This is a genomic window from Aggregatibacter valvarum (assembly GCF_980468985.1).
In genome coordinates, this window is sequence record NZ_OZ413141.1 from 1,912,367 (window position 1) to 1,930,186 (window position 17,820).

The 17,820-nt window shown below is 43.1% G+C and carries 28 protein-coding genes; 4 read left to right on the plus strand and 24 right to left on the minus strand.

Translation table 11 applies throughout. From position 1 onward, the window contains the following. Window positions 1–15: 15 nt before the first annotated feature. The 21 genes from rpsH to AC30SF_RS09230 all read right to left on the minus strand — a co-directional run bounded on the left by rpsH (window position 16) and on the right by AC30SF_RS09230 (window position 11,432). Window positions 16–408 carry a 30S ribosomal protein S8 gene (gene rpsH, locus AC30SF_RS09130; protein WP_489608232.1) on the minus strand — a complete coding sequence of 131 codons (393 nt, stop codon included), beginning with the start codon at window positions 406–408 and terminating at the stop codon, window positions 16–18. Window positions 409–444: 36 nt separating this feature from the next. Continuing rightward, window positions 445–750: a 30S ribosomal protein S14 gene (gene rpsN, locus AC30SF_RS09135; protein ID WP_005701877.1), complete on the minus strand. Its 306-nt coding sequence runs from the start codon at window positions 748–750 to the stop codon at window positions 445–447. 12 nt (window positions 751–762) lie between these two features. Then, a complete protein-coding gene (gene rplE / locus AC30SF_RS09140; protein ID WP_021615548.1) occupies window positions 763–1,302 on the minus strand; it encodes a 50S ribosomal protein L5 in 540 nt (179 codons plus the stop codon). Window positions 1,303–1,322: 20 nt separating this feature from the next. Continuing rightward, window positions 1,323–1,634 (minus strand): 50S ribosomal protein L24, encoded by a 312-nt coding sequence (gene rplX / locus AC30SF_RS09145; protein ID WP_021615549.1) that lies wholly within the window; start codon window positions 1,632–1,634, stop codon window positions 1,323–1,325. Window positions 1,635–1,644: 10 nt separating this feature from the next. Next, window positions 1,645–2,016, minus strand: coding sequence for a 50S ribosomal protein L14 (gene rplN, locus AC30SF_RS09150; RefSeq protein ID WP_005619403.1), 372 nt, complete (start codon window positions 2,014–2,016; stop codon window positions 1,645–1,647). Between the two features lie 274 nt (window positions 2,017–2,290). Then, window positions 2,291–2,884 (minus strand): hypothetical protein, encoded by a 594-nt coding sequence (locus AC30SF_RS09155; protein ID WP_489608233.1) that lies wholly within the window; start codon window positions 2,882–2,884, stop codon window positions 2,291–2,293. A 201-nt stretch (window positions 2,885–3,085) separates the two neighbouring features. Next, window positions 3,086–3,403: a hypothetical protein gene (locus AC30SF_RS09160; RefSeq protein WP_489608234.1), complete on the minus strand. Its 318-nt coding sequence runs from the start codon at window positions 3,401–3,403 to the stop codon at window positions 3,086–3,088. 213 nt (window positions 3,404–3,616) lie between these two features. Further along, complete coding sequence (rpsQ, locus tag AC30SF_RS09165) at window positions 3,617–3,874, minus strand: 30S ribosomal protein S17 (RefSeq protein WP_005539352.1); 258 nt, start codon at window positions 3,872–3,874, stop codon at window positions 3,617–3,619. Then, on the minus strand, window positions 3,874–4,065 hold the full coding sequence (rpmC, locus tag AC30SF_RS09170; protein WP_005539356.1) for a 50S ribosomal protein L29: 192 nt from the start codon (window positions 4,063–4,065) through the stop codon (window positions 3,874–3,876). Before rpmC ends, rpsQ begins: the two co-directional genes overlap by 1 nt. Beyond that, the gene (gene rplP, locus AC30SF_RS09175; RefSeq protein ID WP_005715748.1) at window positions 4,065–4,475 is read right to left on the minus strand and encodes a 50S ribosomal protein L16; all 411 of its coding nucleotides are present in this window, start codon (window positions 4,473–4,475) and stop codon (window positions 4,065–4,067) included. The genes rpmC and rplP overlap by 1 nt, the downstream gene beginning before the upstream one ends. A 13-nt stretch (window positions 4,476–4,488) precedes the next feature. Continuing rightward, window positions 4,489–5,196: a 30S ribosomal protein S3 gene (gene rpsC / locus AC30SF_RS09180; RefSeq protein ID WP_005715746.1), complete on the minus strand. Its 708-nt coding sequence runs from the start codon at window positions 5,194–5,196 to the stop codon at window positions 4,489–4,491. A 16-nt stretch (window positions 5,197–5,212) separates the two neighbouring features. Continuing rightward, complete coding sequence (rplV, locus tag AC30SF_RS09185) at window positions 5,213–5,545, minus strand: 50S ribosomal protein L22 (RefSeq protein ID WP_005539363.1); 333 nt, start codon at window positions 5,543–5,545, stop codon at window positions 5,213–5,215. A gap of 10 nt (window positions 5,546–5,555) precedes the next feature. Then, the gene (gene rpsS / locus AC30SF_RS09190; RefSeq protein ID WP_005539416.1) at window positions 5,556–5,831 is read right to left on the minus strand and encodes a 30S ribosomal protein S19; all 276 of its coding nucleotides are present in this window, start codon (window positions 5,829–5,831) and stop codon (window positions 5,556–5,558) included. A 25-nt stretch (window positions 5,832–5,856) separates the two neighbouring features. Further along, on the minus strand, window positions 5,857–6,678 hold the full coding sequence (gene rplB / locus AC30SF_RS09195) for a 50S ribosomal protein L2 (RefSeq protein WP_005701883.1): 822 nt from the start codon (window positions 6,676–6,678) through the stop codon (window positions 5,857–5,859). A 20-nt stretch (window positions 6,679–6,698) separates the two neighbouring features. After that, window positions 6,699–7,001 (minus strand): 50S ribosomal protein L23, encoded by a 303-nt coding sequence (gene rplW / locus AC30SF_RS09200; RefSeq protein WP_005701885.1) that lies wholly within the window; start codon window positions 6,999–7,001, stop codon window positions 6,699–6,701. Beyond that, window positions 6,998–7,600: a 50S ribosomal protein L4 gene (gene rplD, locus AC30SF_RS09205; protein ID WP_209364037.1), complete on the minus strand. Its 603-nt coding sequence runs from the start codon at window positions 7,598–7,600 to the stop codon at window positions 6,998–7,000. The genes rplW and rplD overlap by 4 nt, the downstream gene beginning before the upstream one ends. 15 nt (window positions 7,601–7,615) lie before the next feature. Continuing rightward, window positions 7,616–8,242 (minus strand): 50S ribosomal protein L3, encoded by a 627-nt coding sequence (gene rplC / locus AC30SF_RS09210; RefSeq protein WP_005704440.1) that lies wholly within the window; start codon window positions 8,240–8,242, stop codon window positions 7,616–7,618. A 16-nt stretch (window positions 8,243–8,258) separates the two neighbouring features. After that, window positions 8,259–8,570 (minus strand): 30S ribosomal protein S10, encoded by a 312-nt coding sequence (gene rpsJ, locus AC30SF_RS09215; RefSeq protein ID WP_001181005.1) that lies wholly within the window; start codon window positions 8,568–8,570, stop codon window positions 8,259–8,261. 234 nt (window positions 8,571–8,804) lie between these two features. Continuing rightward, the gene (locus AC30SF_RS09220; protein WP_489608235.1) at window positions 8,805–9,653 is read right to left on the minus strand and encodes a patatin-like phospholipase family protein; all 849 of its coding nucleotides are present in this window, start codon (window positions 9,651–9,653) and stop codon (window positions 8,805–8,807) included. After that, a complete protein-coding gene (ygfZ, locus tag AC30SF_RS09225; protein WP_489608236.1) occupies window positions 9,653–10,540 on the minus strand; it encodes a CAF17-like 4Fe-4S cluster assembly/insertion protein YgfZ in 888 nt (295 codons plus the stop codon). The genes AC30SF_RS09220 and ygfZ overlap by 1 nt, the downstream gene beginning before the upstream one ends. Before the next feature lie 28 nt (window positions 10,541–10,568). Continuing rightward, window positions 10,569–11,432: a YicC/YloC family endoribonuclease gene (locus tag AC30SF_RS09230; protein WP_489607078.1), complete on the minus strand. Its 864-nt coding sequence runs from the start codon at window positions 11,430–11,432 to the stop codon at window positions 10,569–10,571. A gap of 118 nt (window positions 11,433–11,550) precedes the next feature. Between AC30SF_RS09230 and rph the strand changes: the two genes are divergently transcribed. The 4 genes from rph (at window position 11,551) to dusC (ending at window position 14,808) form a co-directional block, all read left to right on the plus strand. Continuing rightward, window positions 11,551–12,267, plus strand: coding sequence for a ribonuclease PH (rph, locus tag AC30SF_RS09235; RefSeq protein WP_489608237.1), 717 nt, complete (start codon window positions 11,551–11,553; stop codon window positions 12,265–12,267). 10 nt (window positions 12,268–12,277) lie between these two features. Then, window positions 12,278–12,922 carry an orotate phosphoribosyltransferase gene (pyrE, locus tag AC30SF_RS09240; RefSeq protein WP_109433038.1) on the plus strand — a complete coding sequence of 215 codons (645 nt, stop codon included), beginning with the start codon at window positions 12,278–12,280 and terminating at the stop codon, window positions 12,920–12,922. An 83-nt stretch (window positions 12,923–13,005) separates the two neighbouring features. Continuing rightward, the gene (gene djlA, locus AC30SF_RS09245) at window positions 13,006–13,866 is read left to right on the plus strand and encodes a co-chaperone DjlA (RefSeq protein ID WP_489608238.1); all 861 of its coding nucleotides are present in this window, start codon (window positions 13,006–13,008) and stop codon (window positions 13,864–13,866) included. Window positions 13,867–13,869: 3 nt separating this feature from the next. Next, on the plus strand, window positions 13,870–14,808 hold the full coding sequence (gene dusC / locus AC30SF_RS09250) for a tRNA dihydrouridine(16) synthase DusC (protein WP_489608239.1): 939 nt from the start codon (window positions 13,870–13,872) through the stop codon (window positions 14,806–14,808). Window positions 14,809–14,918: 110 nt separating this feature from the next. Here the strand turns inward: dusC and AC30SF_RS09255 are convergent, their stop codons facing one another. From AC30SF_RS09255 to dapF, 3 genes are read right to left on the minus strand one after another with little or no spacing between them, the layout of a single operon-like run. Next, on the minus strand, window positions 14,919–15,989 hold the full coding sequence (locus AC30SF_RS09255) for an ABC transporter ATP-binding protein (protein WP_489608240.1): 1,071 nt from the start codon (window positions 15,987–15,989) through the stop codon (window positions 14,919–14,921). A 57-nt stretch (window positions 15,990–16,046) separates the two neighbouring features. After that, window positions 16,047–16,937, minus strand: a complete 891-nt coding sequence (xerC, locus tag AC30SF_RS09260) for a tyrosine recombinase XerC (RefSeq protein ID WP_489608241.1) — start codon at window positions 16,935–16,937, stop codon at window positions 16,047–16,049. Between the two features lie 16 nt (window positions 16,938–16,953). Continuing rightward, window positions 16,954–17,778 carry a diaminopimelate epimerase gene (gene dapF, locus AC30SF_RS09265; protein ID WP_005715797.1) on the minus strand — a complete coding sequence of 275 codons (825 nt, stop codon included), beginning with the start codon at window positions 17,776–17,778 and terminating at the stop codon, window positions 16,954–16,956. Window positions 17,779–17,820: the final 42 nt, after the last annotated feature.

The window sequence follows — 17,820 nt, forward strand, 5'->3', positions numbered from 1 at the left end:
TTTCCTACCTCTCCATTAAGCTACATAACAAATGATCTCACCGCCTAAACCCGCTTGACGAGCTGCACGGTCAGTCATTACACCTTTAGATGTAGATACAACAACAATACCTAGACCACCCATTACTTTCGGTAATTCGTCTTTACGTTTGTAAATACGAAGACCAGGGCGACTAATACGCTGAATACTCTCTACAACCGGTTTTCCTTGGAAATATTTTAACGTAATTTCCAATTCAGGTTTTACACCTTCAACTACTTTAACGCTTTCGATATAACCTTCGCTAGCTAATACATTGGCAATTGCCACTTTTAGCTTGGATGAAGGCATACTGATCGCAACTTTATTCGCAGCTTGACCGTTACGAATACGAGTCAACATATCTGCGATAGGATCTTGCATACTCATTGTGCTTTTACTCCGATTCCAAATTAAAGTGGTAAATTACCAACTTGCTTTCTTAAGACCCGGGATTTCGCCGCGCATAGCAGCTTCACGAACCTTAATACGACTTAAACCAAACTTACGAAGAACGCCGTGAGGACGTCCAGTTTGACGGCAACGGTTACGTTGACGACTAGGGCTAGAATCACGTGGTAAAGTTTGTAACTTTAACACAGCGTTCCAACGATCTTCGTCAGAGGCATTAACGTCAGAAATAATCTTTTTTAACTCTACACGTTTAGCATAGAATTTTTCAGCCAATTTCACGCGTTTTACATCGCGAGCTTTCATTGATTGTTTAGCCATTTGTAACCTGCCTTACTTACGGAATGGGAAATTAAAGGCAGCCAATAGTGCTCGACCTTCTTCATCACTCTTAGCTGTGGTTGTAATAGTAATATCTAAACCACGTACACGATCTACTTTATCGTAGTCGATTTCAGGGAAGATGATTTGCTCACGCACACCCATACTGTAATTTCCACGACCATCAAAAGATTTCGCGCTCAAACCGCGGAAGTCACGAATACGTGGAACAGCAATTGTAATTAAACGTTCTAAGAACTCCCACATACGTTCACCACGTAGTGTTACTTTACAACCGATTGGATATCCCTGACGGATTTTAAAGCCAGCAACAGATTTACGAGCTTTAGTAACCAAAGGTTTTTGACCGCTAATTGCTGCTAAATCTGCTACTGCATTATCTAGCAATTTTTTATCGGTCAATGCTTCACCCACACCCATATTCAGGGTTATCTTTTCGATTCGTGGGACTTGCATGACAGACGAGTAGTTGAATTTCGTTTTCAATTCATTTACTACTTGCTCTCTGTAGTAATCATGCAGTTTCGCCATCGCATTACTCCAGTTTATTATTAAATAATTTCATTGTTAGATTTGAAGAAACGTACTTTTTTGCCGTCTTCAAATCTAAAACCTACTCGGTCAGCTTTATTTGTTTTCGGGTTAAAAATTGCAACATTTGATACATCAATTGCAGCTTCTTTCTTCACTAAACCACCCTCTTTGCCTAATGCAGGTACTGGTTTTTCATGTTTAGTGATGATATTTACACCTTCAACAATCACTTTACCGTTAGATAACACTTTTGTTACCTTACCGCGCTTACCTTTGCTTTTGCCGGTAAGCACAATTACTTCATCATTTTGACGGATTTTTGCAGCCATTACATTCTCCTTACAGTACTTCTGGAGCTAAAGAAATGATCTTCATGAATTTCTCAGAACGAAGTTCACGAGTCACCGGTCCAAAAATACGAGTACCGATTGGTTGCTCAGTGTTATTATTTAAAATGACACAAGCATTACCATCGAAACGAATAACTGATCCATCTGGGCGACGAACACCCTTCTTGGTGCGCACAACAACCGCTTTTAACACATCACCTTTTTTTACTTTACCGCGCGGAATTGCTTCTTTTACAGTAACTTTGATAATGTCGCCAATAGCAGCATAACGACGGTGCGATCCACCTAGAACCTTGATACACATTACGCTGCGAGCGCCTGAATTGTCAGCAACATCCAGCATAGTCTGTTCTTGGATCATATTAGTGCTCCGTTAAATTAAAAAACCACCCTTGCGGGACGAACCTGTCCGCACAGTCAAAAGAGAACGGCGGGCAGGTTGCGGATTCTATCAAAAGAAAAAGAGAAAGGCAACGATAATTTGCCTTCCTCTTCTTAAGCCGTTTGTTAAAAGTGCGGTTGAAATTTACCGCAGTTTTTAGAATTATAAAAATATCTCCATACATTCAAAATTCATCGAATGAAAAAATAAGGGTTAGAAAAAATGAAGCGAATTATTACATTAGAGAAACTTATCAGTTTTTATATCTTGGGAAAATTTCCTTGCCTAACAACCAGAGATAGCGATCAATCTCTTTTAAGTTAAATCTCTCTAATTTATAATATTTTTGGAAATCCAACAAAATTCCTTTAAATTTTCTGTAATCTTTTAGATCTATTCTTTTAAATGATGAAAATTTATCTATTTTATTAAAATATAAGAGAATTTTCTCCACGTAGCTATCATAAATAGGAAAATCAATTGGATTATGATGGCTACAATATTTAGTTGCAAAAGAATAAAAAGATCTCTTTTTGCCACTAATTTCCACCTTTCCTAATTCATTAACTAAAGAGATATCTCCAGACTTTAAACGTTCATCTAGATCTTTAATATTTAAAATATGTTTTGCCACAGGATAAATAGCAAATATATTTGTACTATAAAAATCATTTAAACATGATGCTTTCAATAAAATATCACTAATTTCACTATTACTTGGCAATAATTTTAAAAATAGTTTTTTTAACGCCTTTTCTTGTAAAGTATAGCCTTCAAGATTTTCCCATCTATTGAGATATTTATTAACTTCTAAGGCACTAGGTTTGGGTGGTAAAGGCTTTTCCATCTTTTCTCCAATACATGAAATTTATCTGAATTTAGTACACAAGAATAAATGAATAATATTTCTTTTCATATACTTTTCACACTGAAATCAAAATAGTAAATACCGTATGTGTTAGTAACGGTATAATCTTCAGCAGATTCAATAATTAAATCTTTATAAATTGCACAACTTCTAATTTGTTTAGACATAACTAGCTCCAGATTACCAAAATTTTAAAACAACTTGACCAAATGCAACTAAGATAGCGTTACCATTTAGTTCATAAGTAGTATCATAGTTAGCTGAAATTTTTGGCTTAATCTTATTCCCTTCTGTCACCCAAATATCACTTTGCTTTGCTCCAACTTTAGGTTTTAACTCACGTCCATCATATACCCAAATATCACTTTGTTTTGCTCCAACTTTAGGTCTTAACTCACGTCCATCATATATCCAAATATCACTTTGATTTGCTCCAACTTTAGGTTTTAGCTCACGCCCATCACAAGACCATTTACTCGATAATGAAATTTTTGGCATAATTTTCTCCAATATCCTTCTTAAAAATATTTTTATCAGTGTTTATTTAGGTGTTATGTCAATAACACCTAAAAGAAGTATACTTCTTTGCGAAATTGACTTACTGAAAGAAAAAGTGCGGTTAAAATCCCTTGAATTTTAACCGCACTTTAAAAACAAAAAAGCCAACAGCTTTACACTATTGGCTTTTATTTTATTACTTTCTGTCGTTAATTAAGCAATCACTGCTTTCTCAACAACACGAACTAAAGTCCATGATTTAGTTTTAGAAATCGGACGACATTCGCGAACTTCTACTAAATCACCTAATTTAGCTTCGTTATTTTCATCGTGCACATGTAGTTTAGTTGTGCGACGGATAAACTTACCATAAAGTGGGTGTTTAACCTTGCGTTCAATAGCAACAACGAAAGATTTCTCCATCTTGTCACTTACTACACGACCTTGCACGCTACGAATTTTATCAGTCATTACTCACCCGCCTTTTCGGTTAGAACAGTTTTAATTTGTGCAATACTACGACGCACTTGTTTTAACTGATGGGTTTGTTGAAGCTGACCGGTGGCTGCTTGCATACGCAACTTGAATTGCTCACCTAACAAGTTAACCAATTCAGCATTCAGCTCTTCAACACTTTTTGTACGTAGTTCTTGAGCTTTCATTACATCACCGTCTTAGTTACGAAAGTGGTCTTAATTGGCAATTTAGCAGCTGCTAATGCAAATGCTTCTCTTGCGATCTCTTCAGACACACCATCCATTTCATAGAGAACTTTACCCGGCTGGATTAAGGCTACCCAGTACTCAACGTTACCTTTACCTTTACCCATACGGACTTCTAGTGGTTTTTCAGTAATTGGTTTATCCGGGAATACACGAATCCAGATTTTACCTTGACGTTTTACTGCACGTGTCATAGCACGACGAGCGGCTTCAATTTGACGTGCAGTTAAACGACCACGACCAACTGCTTTTAAACCGAAAGTACCGAAGCTAACTTCTGTACCGCCCGCGATACCACGGTTACGGCCTTTGTGAACTTTACGGAATTTTGTACGTTTTGGTTGCAACATTTAGCGATTCTCCTTACTTACGACCTTTACCGCGCGGAGCCTTTTTAGGCTTGTCGGCAGGTTGTTGTTCCGGTTGCGCTAGCGCAGCCATTCCACCAAGAATCTCACCTTTGAAGATCCATACTTTAACGCCGATTACGCCGTATGTAGTATGTGCTTCTGCAGTGTTATAGTCGATGTCCGCACGCAATGTATGTAGAGGCACGCGACCTTCACGATACCATTCGGAACGAGCAATTTCAGCACCGCCCAAACGACCGCTAACTTCAACTTTGATACCTTTAGCGCCTAAACGCATTGCATTTTGTACCGCTTTCTTCATAGCACGACGGAACATAACACGACGTTCTAATTGTGAAGCGATGCTGTCTGCAACTAATTTTGCATCTAATTCAGGTTTTTTCACTTCAGCAATGTTGATTTGAGCAGGAACGCCGGCAATTTTTGCCACTGCATTACGCAATTTTTCAACATCTTCGCCTTTTTTACCAATGACGATACCTGGGCGAGCTGTGTGAATAGTAACACGAATACTTTTCGCAGGACGTTCAATAGTGATACGTGAAACGGAAGCATTCGCTAATTCTTTGTTTAAGAATTGACGTACTTTGAAATCGCCTTCAAGATTGTCAGCGAAGTCTTGTGTATTCGCAAACCAAGTAGAGCTCCAAGGTTTTACAATACCTAGGCGAATACCATGTGGATGTACTTTTTGACCCATTGTTATTCCTCTACGATTAACGATCTGACACAACCACAGTAATGTGGCTTGTACGTTTTAAAATACGATCTGCACGACCTTTAGCACGTGGCATAACACGTTTCATGCTTGGACCTTCATCTACGAAAATCTTCGCAACTTTAAGATCATCGATATCTGCACCGTCATTGTGCTCGGCATTAGCAATCGCTGACTCAAGAACTTTCTTCACTAAAGCTGATGCTTTTTTATTTGTGTAAGTAAGAATTTCTAATGCTTGAGCCACTTTCTTGCCACGGATTAAATCCGCAACTAAGCGAGCTTTTTGCGCTGAAGTGCGAGCGTAACGATGTTTTGCAATAGTTTCCATCTTTTACCCCTTACTTCTTAGCTTTCTTGTCCGCAGCGTGACCGCGGTAAGTACGAGTCGGTGCAAATTCGCCTAATTTATGACCGATCATTTCATCAGAAACATAAACAGGAACATGCTGACGACCATTATGGACTGCGATGGTCAATCCAATCATTGATGGAATGATCATTGAACGACGGGACCAAGTTTTAATTGGTTTTTTATCCCCGCTTTCCACCGCCTTCTCTACCTTCTTCAACAAGTGTAGGTCAAGGAAAGGACCTTTCTTGAGAGAACGTGGCATGGCTTATCCTCTTATTTAATTAAAATTATTTACCACGACGACGTACGATATATTTATCAGTACGTTTGTTATGGCGAGTTTTCTTACCTTTAGTTTGAACGCCCCAAGGTGTTACTGGGTGTTTACCAAAGTTACGACCTTCACCACCACCGTGTGGGTGATCTACTGGGTTCATTGCAGTACCACGAACTGTAGGGCGTACACCTCTCCAGCGGTTAGCACCGGCTTTACCCAATACGCGAAGCATATGCTCTGAGTTGCCTACTTCACCAATGGTGGCAGAACATTCAGCTAACACTTTACGCATCTCGCCAGAACGGAGACGTAAAGTCACATAATTACCTTCGCGGGCAATGATCTGTACATAAGCACCAGCAGAACGAGCAATTTGACCGCCTTTACCTGGTTTTAATTCAACATTATGTACGGTAGAACCAACCGGGATATTACGCATTGGTAATGAGTTACCAACTTTAATTGGCGCATGTGCACCCGCTTGGATTTGATCACCTGCAGCCAAACCTTTTGGTGCTAAGATATAACGACGTTCACCATCTTTATAAAGCACTAAAGCAATATTTGCAGAACGATTCGGATCGTATTCTAAACGTTCAACAACACCTGGAATGTCTAATTTATTACGTTTAAAATCAATTAAACGATAGTGTTGTTTATGACCGCCACCGATGTGACGAGTAGTAATACGACCATAGTTGTTACGACCACCGGTTTTAGATTTAGTATCTAAAAGTGCTGCAAAAGGTTTACCTTTATGCAACTCAGGGTTAACAACTTTAACAACATGACGACGACCAGCGGAGGTCGGCTTACATTTAACGATAGCCATTATCTTCTACTCCTCCGTAATTACTCTGCTGCGCCTTCAACGAAGTCCAAAGATTGTCCTTCTTGAAGTGTAACATAAGCTTTTTTCCAGTCACTGCGACGTCCCATCTTAGCACCACGGCGTTTAGTTTTACCTTTCACCACAACGGTACGAACAGAATCCACTTTCACTTCAAAAAGTTGCTCTACTGCATTAGCAATTTCTACTTTATTCGCATCTAAAGCGACCTTGAAAACGATTGTGTTTGACTTCTCAGCGTTATTTGTTGCTTTCTCAGAGACATGTGGTGCTTTAAGCACTTTTAGCAAACGTTCTTGACTCATGCTAACATCTCCTCAATTTGCTTCACAGCATCCACAGTTACAACTACTTTGTCGAAAGCAATTAAACTTACCGGATCAATACCTTGAGCATCACGAACATCTACTTTGTATAAGTTACGTGCTGCCAAGAATAGGTTTTCATCTAAACTTGCTGTGATGATTAACACATCTTCAAGTGCTAATTCTTTTAATTTTTGTACTAATACTTTGGTTTTTGGCGCATCAATTTCAAATTTATCAACAACCACTAAACGATCTTGACGAACAAGCTCGGAAAGAATGCTCTTGATTGCACCACGGTACATTTTCTTGTTCACTTTTTGGCTGTGATCTTGTGGTTTCGCTGCGAAAGTGATACCACCTGAACGCCAGATTGGCGATTTAATATCACCGGAACGAGCGCGACCCGTACCTTTTTGACGCCAAGGTTTTTTACCTGAACCGGACACTTCAGCACGAGTTTTTTGTGCACGAGAACCTTGACGAGCACCTGCTGCGTAAGCAACAACAACTTGGTGAATCAATGCTTCGTTAAACTCACGGCCGAAGGTAGTTTCAGAAACAGTGAGTGCGTTCGCACCAACAACTTGTAATTCCATCTCTATCTCCTAGACCTATGCTTTAACTGCCGGCTTAACGATAACATCACTACCAGTAGCCCCCGGAACGGCGCCTTTAACTAATAGCAATTTACGCTCAGCATCTACACGAACGACTTCAAGGGATTGAACGGTTACACGCTCAGCACCTAAGTGTCCTGCCATTTTTTTACCTTTAAACACACGACCCGGAGTTTGGTTTTGACCAATAGAACCGAGAACACGATGTGATAAAGAGTTACCGTGTGTAGCATCTTGAGTACGGAAGTTCCAACGTTTAACACCACCTTGGAAACCTTTACCTTTAGAAGTACCGGTAACATCAACTTTTTTAACATCTGCAAAGATGTCAACGTTAATTTCTTGACCTAAAGTGAATTCTTCACCTTCAGTACGAAATTCCCATAAACCGCGACCAGCTTCAACGCCAGCTTTCACGAAATGACCAGCTTCAGGCTTCGTTACACGACTTGCTTTTTTAGAACCAGTGGTAACTTGAACTGCAGTATAGCCATCGTTTTCAAGAGTCTTAACTTGAGTTACGCGGTTGGCTTCGATTTCGATAACGGTAACCGGTACAGACACGCCATCTTCATTGAAGATACGGGTCATACCGACTTTACGACCGACTAAACCAATCATTGTAATAACCTCTTAATTAACCTAGGCTGATCTGCACGTCAACGCCGGCAGCCAAGTCTAAACGCATTAAAGCATCAACAGTTTTTTCTGTTGGCTCAACAATATCAACTAAACGTTTGTGAGTACGGATTTCATATTGATCACGCGCATCTTTATTTACGTGTGGAGAAATCAATACTGTGAAACGCTCTTTACGAGTTGGTAAAGGAATCGGACCACGTACTTGCGCACCGGTACGTTTAGCTGTTTCAACGATCTCCGCTGTAGATTGATCGATCAAACGATGATCAAACGCTTTAAGGCGGATACGGATTCTTTGGTTCTGCATGAGACCAGAGCTCCAATAAATTTAGCTAATAAAAAAACTAACACCATCACAATTCTTACATCAAAACAACAAGAAAAGGAGGTGCAAGCTACCTGTTATATAGTCTCCAAATCGGAAACATTGTCAGTATTACCTATTGTAATACTCGTTTAATAAATGATTACATTAAACGGCTTCTATAATTAAAGCCCGTGAATTCTACTAAAAGATAAGACTTTCCGCAAGTATTATCTTCTAAAACACCTCTGATAAATACTGTTTTAGCATCGGTATCGCCATTTTTGCATCCGCCACGCCTAAATCATACATTGCCTGCACTTTGGCGATGTCCTTTTCAATACGGCGAATAGGCAGAGTGACAGAAGGGCGAATGACAAAGATTTCGCCTTGTTCGTTAAGACGAATGACGTCTTCCACTGCACGGTTATAGTCGGCATAGCGATTGGTCAGGCGTTCGACCAGTTTTGGGTAACAGCGATAAAAAACCTTAAAAATCAGCGGATTGGTCGGCGTTTTGCGGTAATCCAATGGGCGGGTGAGAATGACGATGATTTTGTCATAGCCCAACTGTTGACAGAAATGCAACGGAATACTGTCCGCAATGCCGCCGTCTAAATATTTTTTGCCGTTGATTTCCACCATTTTTGACACGAAAGGCATAGCGGAGGTGGCACGCAGGGTTTCCATTTGCTCAAAGGCATCGTGGATTTTCACATATTCCGCTTCACCGCTTTCCACGTTGGTTAACACCGTGTAGAAGTCGATGCCGGAACGGGCGAATGCTGCTTGATCGAACACGTCCAATTCAAAAGGCAATTGATAGAAGGCGAAGTCTTTGTTGACGATATTGCCCGTGGTGAACAGGCTGTGCCATCCCATGTAGCGCTTGTCGTTGAGGTATTTTTTGTTGTAGCGCAGTACACGGCCTTTTTGTTTCGAAGGAAAATTTACACCGAACAATGCCCCGGCGGACACGCTGACAATGCCGTCAATGTGAATTTGTTCATCCAAGAAAACATCTAACACGCCGGCGGTGAACATCCCGCGCATGGCTCCGCCTTCCAATACCAATCCGACTTTCATTAGCTTAACTCATAAGGCAAGGGTTGCATGTCGAGCAAGGTTTGGCAGTTCGGCAAGCGGAATGCCTGACCTTCTTCCAACGGCGTATTAAGCACTGCCTGCAACCATAAAACGCCGTGAAAATTGACCGCACTTGTGATGGTGCCGGTGGCTCGCCAATTATCACCAAGTGCCATTTCCAATGCCGAACCGATGTCCGGTAGACTTTCTGTTTGCGCGGCAAAAATAAAGAGAGCGCGTTTATTGGCGCCACGATATTTCGCGCGCGCCACGGATTCCTGCCCGATGTAACAACCTTTGTGGAAGGAAATCGCCTGTTCGACACTTTGTAGGTTTAACGCTTGCGGAATAAATTCTAGTTGAGTCGCTGCCGCTAAACCAGGCACGCCATCTTGAATATCCAATAAATCCCAAGCCTCTGCTTCAACAGTAGGTTCGAGGGCTAAGCGGGTCGGGTTGAGTAAAATCACGCGCGGTTGTTGTCCATTTACATCAACGCGAATTTGCGCAGAAAATTGACCGCACTTTTCGATGCTTTTTGTGCCGGCTGCACCGAGAAGTTGCCAATCTAACGACGTAAACGTGACTTTGGAAAATACCGCGTATTTTTTCAGTTGATCCAGCGCCGACGGCAATAACGCACTTTTTAACAGCATATAAAAGGTCTGTTCATCTTGACGAATTAAACGGAACAGCGCGCTCATTTTGCCTTTCGGATCGCAATGGGCGGTAAGAGTGGATTCACCGGCTGCCAATTTGGTGACATCGCAAGTGAGTTGTCCTTGCAAATATTTTTCCGCCTCCGTGCCTTTAATTTGAATCAGCGAGTAGTGTGTTAACGGGCAAATAATGTCGTCCTGTTGTGCCGTTAAAAGGGAATAGACCATTGTACTTTCCTTAAAAAATATCAATCAATTACTCAAGATTTTGAATTTGTTCGCGCATTTGCTCAATTAACACTTTCAGCTCAATGGCGGAATTGGTCACATCAACATTGATAGATTTGGATGCCAAGGTGTTGGATTCTCGGTTGAGCTCTTGCATCATGAAATCCAACTTGCGTCCCACTGCGCCGCCTTTGCGCAGAATGTTTTGCGTTTCTTTGACGTGTAATTGCAAACGGTCTAATTCTTCTGCCACATCAATGCGTTGCGCCAACATAATCAGCTCTTGCTCTAAACGTTGTGGATCCGGTTGCAGTTGCACTTCTTCAAAGCGTTGCAATAGGCGCTCGCGTTGCCATTGTAAAATCTCCGGCATTTTGGACCGCACTTTTTGCTGTTCTTCATTGATGGCGTCAAGGCGTTGTGTCAGTAACGTGTGGATTTTTTCCCCTTCGCGTTGACGCATAGCGATAAACTCACTCACGACCTGCTCAAACGCCGCCAATAAATCTTGGCTGATTAAATCTACATCTTGTTCCGGCACTTCCACCACGCCCGGATAACGCAACACGTCGGTTAAATTGAGCTCACCTTCGCCTGCTTGCTGTTTTAGCCATTGCAAAGATTGCAATACTTGCGTGGCGAGTTCTTGATTAATGTGTAATTCGGCGGCAGTTTGTTTTTTATTATCAATACGCAGGGTACATTCGATTTTGCCACGAGTGAGTTTTTGACGCAGGGTTTCGCGTAAGGTGTTTTCTAAACTGCGGAATTGTTCCGGCAGGCGGAAAAAGGTTTCTAAATAACGTTGATTGACCGAACGGATTTCCCAAACTGCGTTTCCCCAGTCTTTTTTGATTTCTAAACTGGCGAATGCCGTCATGCTATAAATCATAATAATTCCTTCATTTTTAGGCGCTAAAATTTGCGTTCTATTGTACTGCCAAATTTCGTTTCTGTCAGTTTGCGTGCTAAAATGGCGCGATTTTTTATTGCTTAACGAGGAATTTTTCATGCGTCCGAATCAACGTGCCAACAACCAACCCCGCCCGATTAAAATCACCCGTCATTACACCAAACATGCGGAAGGTTCCGTGTTGGTGGAGTTTGGCGATACCAAAGTGTTGTGTACTGCCACCGTGGAAGATGGCGTGCCGCGTTTTTTAAAAGGACAGGGACAAGGGTGGGTCACGGCGGAATACGGCATGTTGCCACGTTCTACCCACAGCCGTATGCAACGTGAAGCGGCAAAAGGTAAACAAGGCGGCCGCACCTTAGAAATTCAACGTTTAATCGCCCGTTCTTTGCGCGCTATGGTGGATTTAGAAGTCCTTGGCGAGCGTTGCGTAACATTGGATTGCGATGTAATCCAAGCAGATGGCGGCACTCGCACCGCCTCCATTACCGGCGCTTGTGTGGCGTTATGTGATGCATTAAATGGCTTGGTGGCAAACGGCACATTGAGCAAAAACCCGCTGAAAGGATTGGTGGCGGCGATTTCTGTCGGCATCGTAAACGGCGAAGCGGTATGTGATTTGGAATACGTAGAAGATTCCGCTGCGGAAACGGATATGAACGTGGTCATGATGGAAGACGGCCGCATGATTGAAGTGCAAGGCACTGCGGAAGGCGAACCGTTTAGCCATGAGGAATTATTAACCTTATTAGATCTCGCCAAACAAGGCTGTGAGGTCATTTTCCAAACCCAACGTGCGGCATTGGCAGAATAAGGATAGGAAGATGGAAAACTATAAACAACAGTTTATTGAATTCGCCCTTGCCCGTCAGGTTTTGAAATTTGGTGAGTTCACCTTGAAATCCGGCCGTGTGAGCCCTTATTTCTTTAACGCCGGTTTGTTTAACCAAGGTGCCGATCTTGCCCGTTTAGGAGAATTTTATGCGGCAGCCTTACAAGATGCCGGTTTGCAATACGACATGATTTTTGGCCCGGCGTACAAAGGCATTCCCATTGCCACTGCGGTATCCATTGCGTTATTCAACCGCTTTGACATCAATAAACCGGTGTGCTTTAACCGCAAAGAAACCAAAGATCACGGTGAAGGTGGCAATTTAATCGGTAGTCCGTTGCGCGGCAAGGTGTTGTTGGTGGATGATGTGATCACTGCCGGTACGGCAATTCGTGAATCCATGCAAATTATTCAAGCCAATGAAGCGCAATTAAGTGCGGTATTGATTGCTTTAAACCGTCAAGAGCGTGGCAATGGCGAGCTGTCTGCGATTCAAGAAGTTGAGCGCGATTACCAATGCGACGTGTTATCTATCATTGATTTTGCCGATTTGATGGCGTTCATTGAAACTCAACCGGAATACCAACAATATTTACCGGCAATGCGCGCTTATCGTGAGCAATACGGCATTAAATAAAGCGAAAGTGCGGTTGTTTTTTCACGCGTTTTTCAATTTGCTGAGAAAATCCACCGCACTTTTTTGACCCTAACGGAGCGACAATGAATTTTATTGGAAAAATTTTAGGTGCCTTAATCGGCTTTCGATTGGGCGGTTTCTTTGGCATGTTGGCCGGTGTGTTTCTCGGTCATCTTGCAGACAAAAAACTGTATGAGCTGGGCACAGTCAATTCTTCTTTCTTCAAAACGAAAACCACCCGTCAACTATTGTTTATGCAAACCACCTTTGCGGTGTTGGGGCATTTAAGCAAAGCCAAAGGGCGTGTCACGGAAAATGACATTCTGTTAGCGACCCATTTAATGGATCAAATGCAACTGGACGATGCCGGTCGTCGTTTAGCGCAAGAGGCGTTTAATCGTGGCAAACAAGCGGATTTCCCGATTCGTCAGGTGATTCGTGAATTTCGTCTTGGTTGCGGACAACGTGCGGATTTATTGCGGGCATTTTTATCTGTGCAAATTCAAGCCGCATTTTCTGACGATCATTTACATGACAATGAAAAAGACGTGCTCTTTATTGTTGCCGAAGAACTGGGGTTATCCCGCGTTCAATTTGAGCAAATGTTGGCAATGGAAATGGCGGCGCGTCATTTTGCGCGCGGCGGTTTCTATCAACAAGGCGGTCACTACGAACAACATTCCGGCTACCAAGGCGGTTATCAACAGCAATCTCACTCCTCTTCCGGCCCGACCTTAAACGATGCTTATCAAGTGCTTGGTGTCACCGCGACAGACGATCAGCCCACAGTGAAACGCGCCTATCGTCGTTTAATGAATGAAAATCATCCGGATAAACTCGTCGCAAAAGGGTTGCCACCGGAAATGATGGAAATGGCGAAAGAAAAAACCCAGCAAATTCAAGCCGCATACGATTTGATTTGCAAAGCCAAAGGTTGGAAATAACCTTTGCGCATCATTTTAGCCCCGATGCAGGGCGTGCTTGATCCTCTCGTGCGTCAATTATTAACGGAAGTGAACGATTACGATTTGTGCATTTCCGAATTTGTCCGCGTGGTGGATCAACGCCTCCCACCGAAAGTGTTTTATCGCCTTTGCCCTGAATTGCACCAACAAGGCTGCACGCCAAGCGGTACGCTGGTACGTGTGCAATTGCTCGGACAACATCCGCAATGGCTGGCGGAAAATGCCGAACTCGCCATTCAATTAGGCTCCCACGGCGTTGATTTAAATTGTGGATGTCCGTCGAAAACTGTCAACGGTAGCAACGGTGGCGCGTCTTTGTTAAAACAACCGGAACTTATTTACCAAGCCACCAAAGCCATTCGTCAAGCCGTTCCGCCAGAACAGGCGGTGAGTGTTAAAGTGCGCTTAGGATGGGATTCCACCGACTTTGCTTTTGACATTGCGGATGCGGTGCAACAAGGCGGTGCGACCGAAATTGCCATTCATGGTCGCACCAAAGCGGATGGTTATCGCGCTGATCGGATTAATTGGCAAAAAATTGGTGAAATCCGCCAAAAACTCTATATTCCTGTGATCGCCAATGGTGAAATTTGGCGCTGGGAAGATGGACGACGATGCTTAGAAATGACCGGCTGTGAAGATTTAATGGTTGGTCGTGGTGCGCTTAATATGCCGAATTTAAGCCGTGTGCTAAAACATAATGATGCACCGTTAAGCTGGGCTGAAATCATGCCGATTTTGCGCAAATATGCCACATTAGAAAATTGTCACGACAGTGGTTTTTACCATGTGGCGCGCATTAAACAGTGGTTGCAGTATTTAAAATGTGAATATGAAGAAGCCACCGCGTTGTTCGAGGTGGTGAAACGGTGCCATGATGGGGATGAATTAAGGGCGTTGTTGGAAGCGCATTTGAGATAGCTTGATGTTTGAAAAATCACTGAAAAATGCACCGCACTTTTTAAGTCATGTGCTCATTAATAGCGCTTTTTTACCTACAACGTAAATTGCAATCGCCATAAAGCCAACACTTATTCCCCATAAAACAAGCCCGTGCCATATAAATAAACATCAACCTCATCTCCCACATACAATTCAATGCCATGGTGTTCCTCTAACTCAATGTCGAACCCGTTTATTTCAAGTCGAATAGCCGTAATTTTGCCTTTGAATTCCACGTTTTTTACCACCGCGTTAAAAAGTGCGGTCGGATTTTGAGGTGTTTTTAACAGACTGAATTGTTCCTGACGGAGAAGTAGCGTGCCGCGTTGTTGCCCTTGGCTTTTGTCTATGACGGCAATGTCACCTAATTGGCAATGCGCCGTTGAAGGTGAATTTAAGGTTGCCGGCAACACAATGCTTTCGCCGATAAAGGTGGCGGTGGAAAGGTGTTGTGGTGACCAATAAAGCGTACGCGGATTCGCGATTTGTAAGATTTCTCCATTTTGCAGCACCGCAATTTTATCAGCATAACGCAAGGCTTCGTCGCGATCGTGGGTAACGAAAATAGCGGAAGTACCACTTTGGCGGAGTGCTTGCAACATATCATGACGGATTTGTTGACGCAGATGTTCATCTAAGGCGCTAAAAGGTTCATCCAATAAAATCAGTTCAGGATTTGGTGCAATGGCGCGTGCCAAGGCGACACGTTGTTGTTGCCCGCCGGAAAGTTGGTGTGGAAAACGGTCGGCAAGGGCACAAATGCCGGTAAGCGCCATCACTTCGTCAATGCGTTGTCGTTCTTCCGGGGAGCTGCCTTTGCCATCGCCCAACCCGTAAGCAATATTGCGATACACATTCAAGTGTGGAAATAACACGCCTTCTTGCACCACATAACCTAGCCGTCGCTGTTGTGGCGGAATATTGCAATTTGCGCTAAAAATCAACCGCGCTTTTAGGTAAATTTCACCGTTATCAGGTTGTTCAAAACCGGCAATGGCACGTAGCAAAGTCGTTTTGCCACAACCGGACGCACCAAGCAAAAATAAGATTTCGCCACTGTGCAATTCAAGGGAAATATCACGCAGTACGCGCGTCTGCCCGAAATGTTTATTGAGGTCGTGGATTTGTAACAAAGGGAGCGATTTTGGGGTTGTCTTCATTGGTGAAAATCCATTAAATGGCACTGAAAGTGCGGTAAAAAATCATCGTGTTTTTCCTTATTTTTTCCGTTTGGCTCGCGGATGCGCCGCATCATACACGTCTGCTAAATGTTGAAAATTTAAGTGTGTATAAATTTGCGTTGTCGATAAATGACTGTGTCCGAGCAATTCTTGCACTGCGCGTAAATCTGAACTGGCTTCCAACATATGAGTAGCAAAAGAGTGGCGAAGTTTGTGCGGATTCAAATGGCTATTCAGCCCTTGCCGAATTCCCCAGCGTTCCAAGCGCATTTGAATCGAGCGCGTGGACATGCGATTCCCCAACTGACTGACAAACAACGCATCGTCTTTTGGGTTAAATAACAACCGCACTTTGAGCCATTGTTGAATGGCGTGGGAAGCATAACGTCCCAGTGGCACAATACGCTCTTTGTTCCCTTTACCCATCACCCGCACTTCACGCACGCGAAGATTAATGCTGTTTAAGTTCAATCCTTGCAATTCCGACAAACGCAAACCGGAGCTGTAAAACAATTCAATCATGGCGCGATCGCGGATATCAATGGGCTCTTTGCTGTCGTTGGCAAGTAGCTGTTGCACTTGGTCGGTGTCAATATTTTTCGGCAAGTGCTTGGCTTGTTTAGGCGCAGAAATGCCCACTGCCGGATTTACTTTGAGTTGCCCTTGATACACTAAATAACTCAAAAAACGACGCAATGCGGAAAGGCGTAACGCCAAGCTTTTTTCTTTTAAGCCATCCTGTTTACTACTTTGTGCCAACACATAGCGCACGACACTTGGTGTAACTTGTTGCCACTGTTGAATTCCGGCATCCTGCAAAATGGCAATAATCCGCACCAACTGACGTTGATAGTTGGTCAGCGTATGAGGACTCACTTGACGTTCAATGCGTAAGTAAGTCAGGTATTTTTGCAGTTCGTTTTGCATCGCAGATGATCGACCATTAGAGATAAATCACGCCGTCATAGACGTGGGTGGCGCTACCGGTCATATACAGCGGATGCCCTTCGCCTTGCCATTCAATCAGCAAACTGCCGCCGGGCAAATCCACCTGCACTTCATTATCCAATACGCCTTGCATAATCCCCACAGCGACTGCCGCACAAGCACCGCTACCGCAGGCTTGGGTTTCTCCCGCACCACGCTCATGTACGCGTAATTTAATATGTTTGCGGTTCACCACCTGCATAAAACCGGCATTCACCCGTTCCGGAAAACGCTCATGGTTTTCGAGTAATGGTCCGAGCTGCGCTACATTGGCCGTGTGAATATCATCCACCTGCACCACACAATGGGGATTCCCCATGGATACTGCGCCACAGAGTACCGTTTGAATTTCCGTGCGCAGAATATAATTTTTCTCGAATTTATTGGCGGTAAATGGAATTTTATTCGGCTCCCAAATGGGTTCGCCCATGTTCACACGCACATTGTCGTCTTCTTTGACGGTCAACACCATTTTGCCGTTTTGTGTACTGACGGCGATATCCTTTTTGTTGGTTAAGCCTTTGAGCGTCACAAAACGGGCAAAGCAACGGGCACCATTACCACATTGTGCCACTTCACTGCCGTCCGCATTAAAAATACGATAATGAAAATCCAATTCGGGATCATAAGGCGGTTCCACCACCAACAGCTGATCAAAACCAATGCCACGATGACGATCGGCTAAACGTTTAATGGTGTCGGCAGGAAAATAAACGTTCTGCGTAACCGCATCCACCACCATAAAATCATTGCCGAGTCCGTGCATTTTAGAAAATTGCATATCTATCCTTAAACAAATAAAAAAATAAATATTTGGGGATTA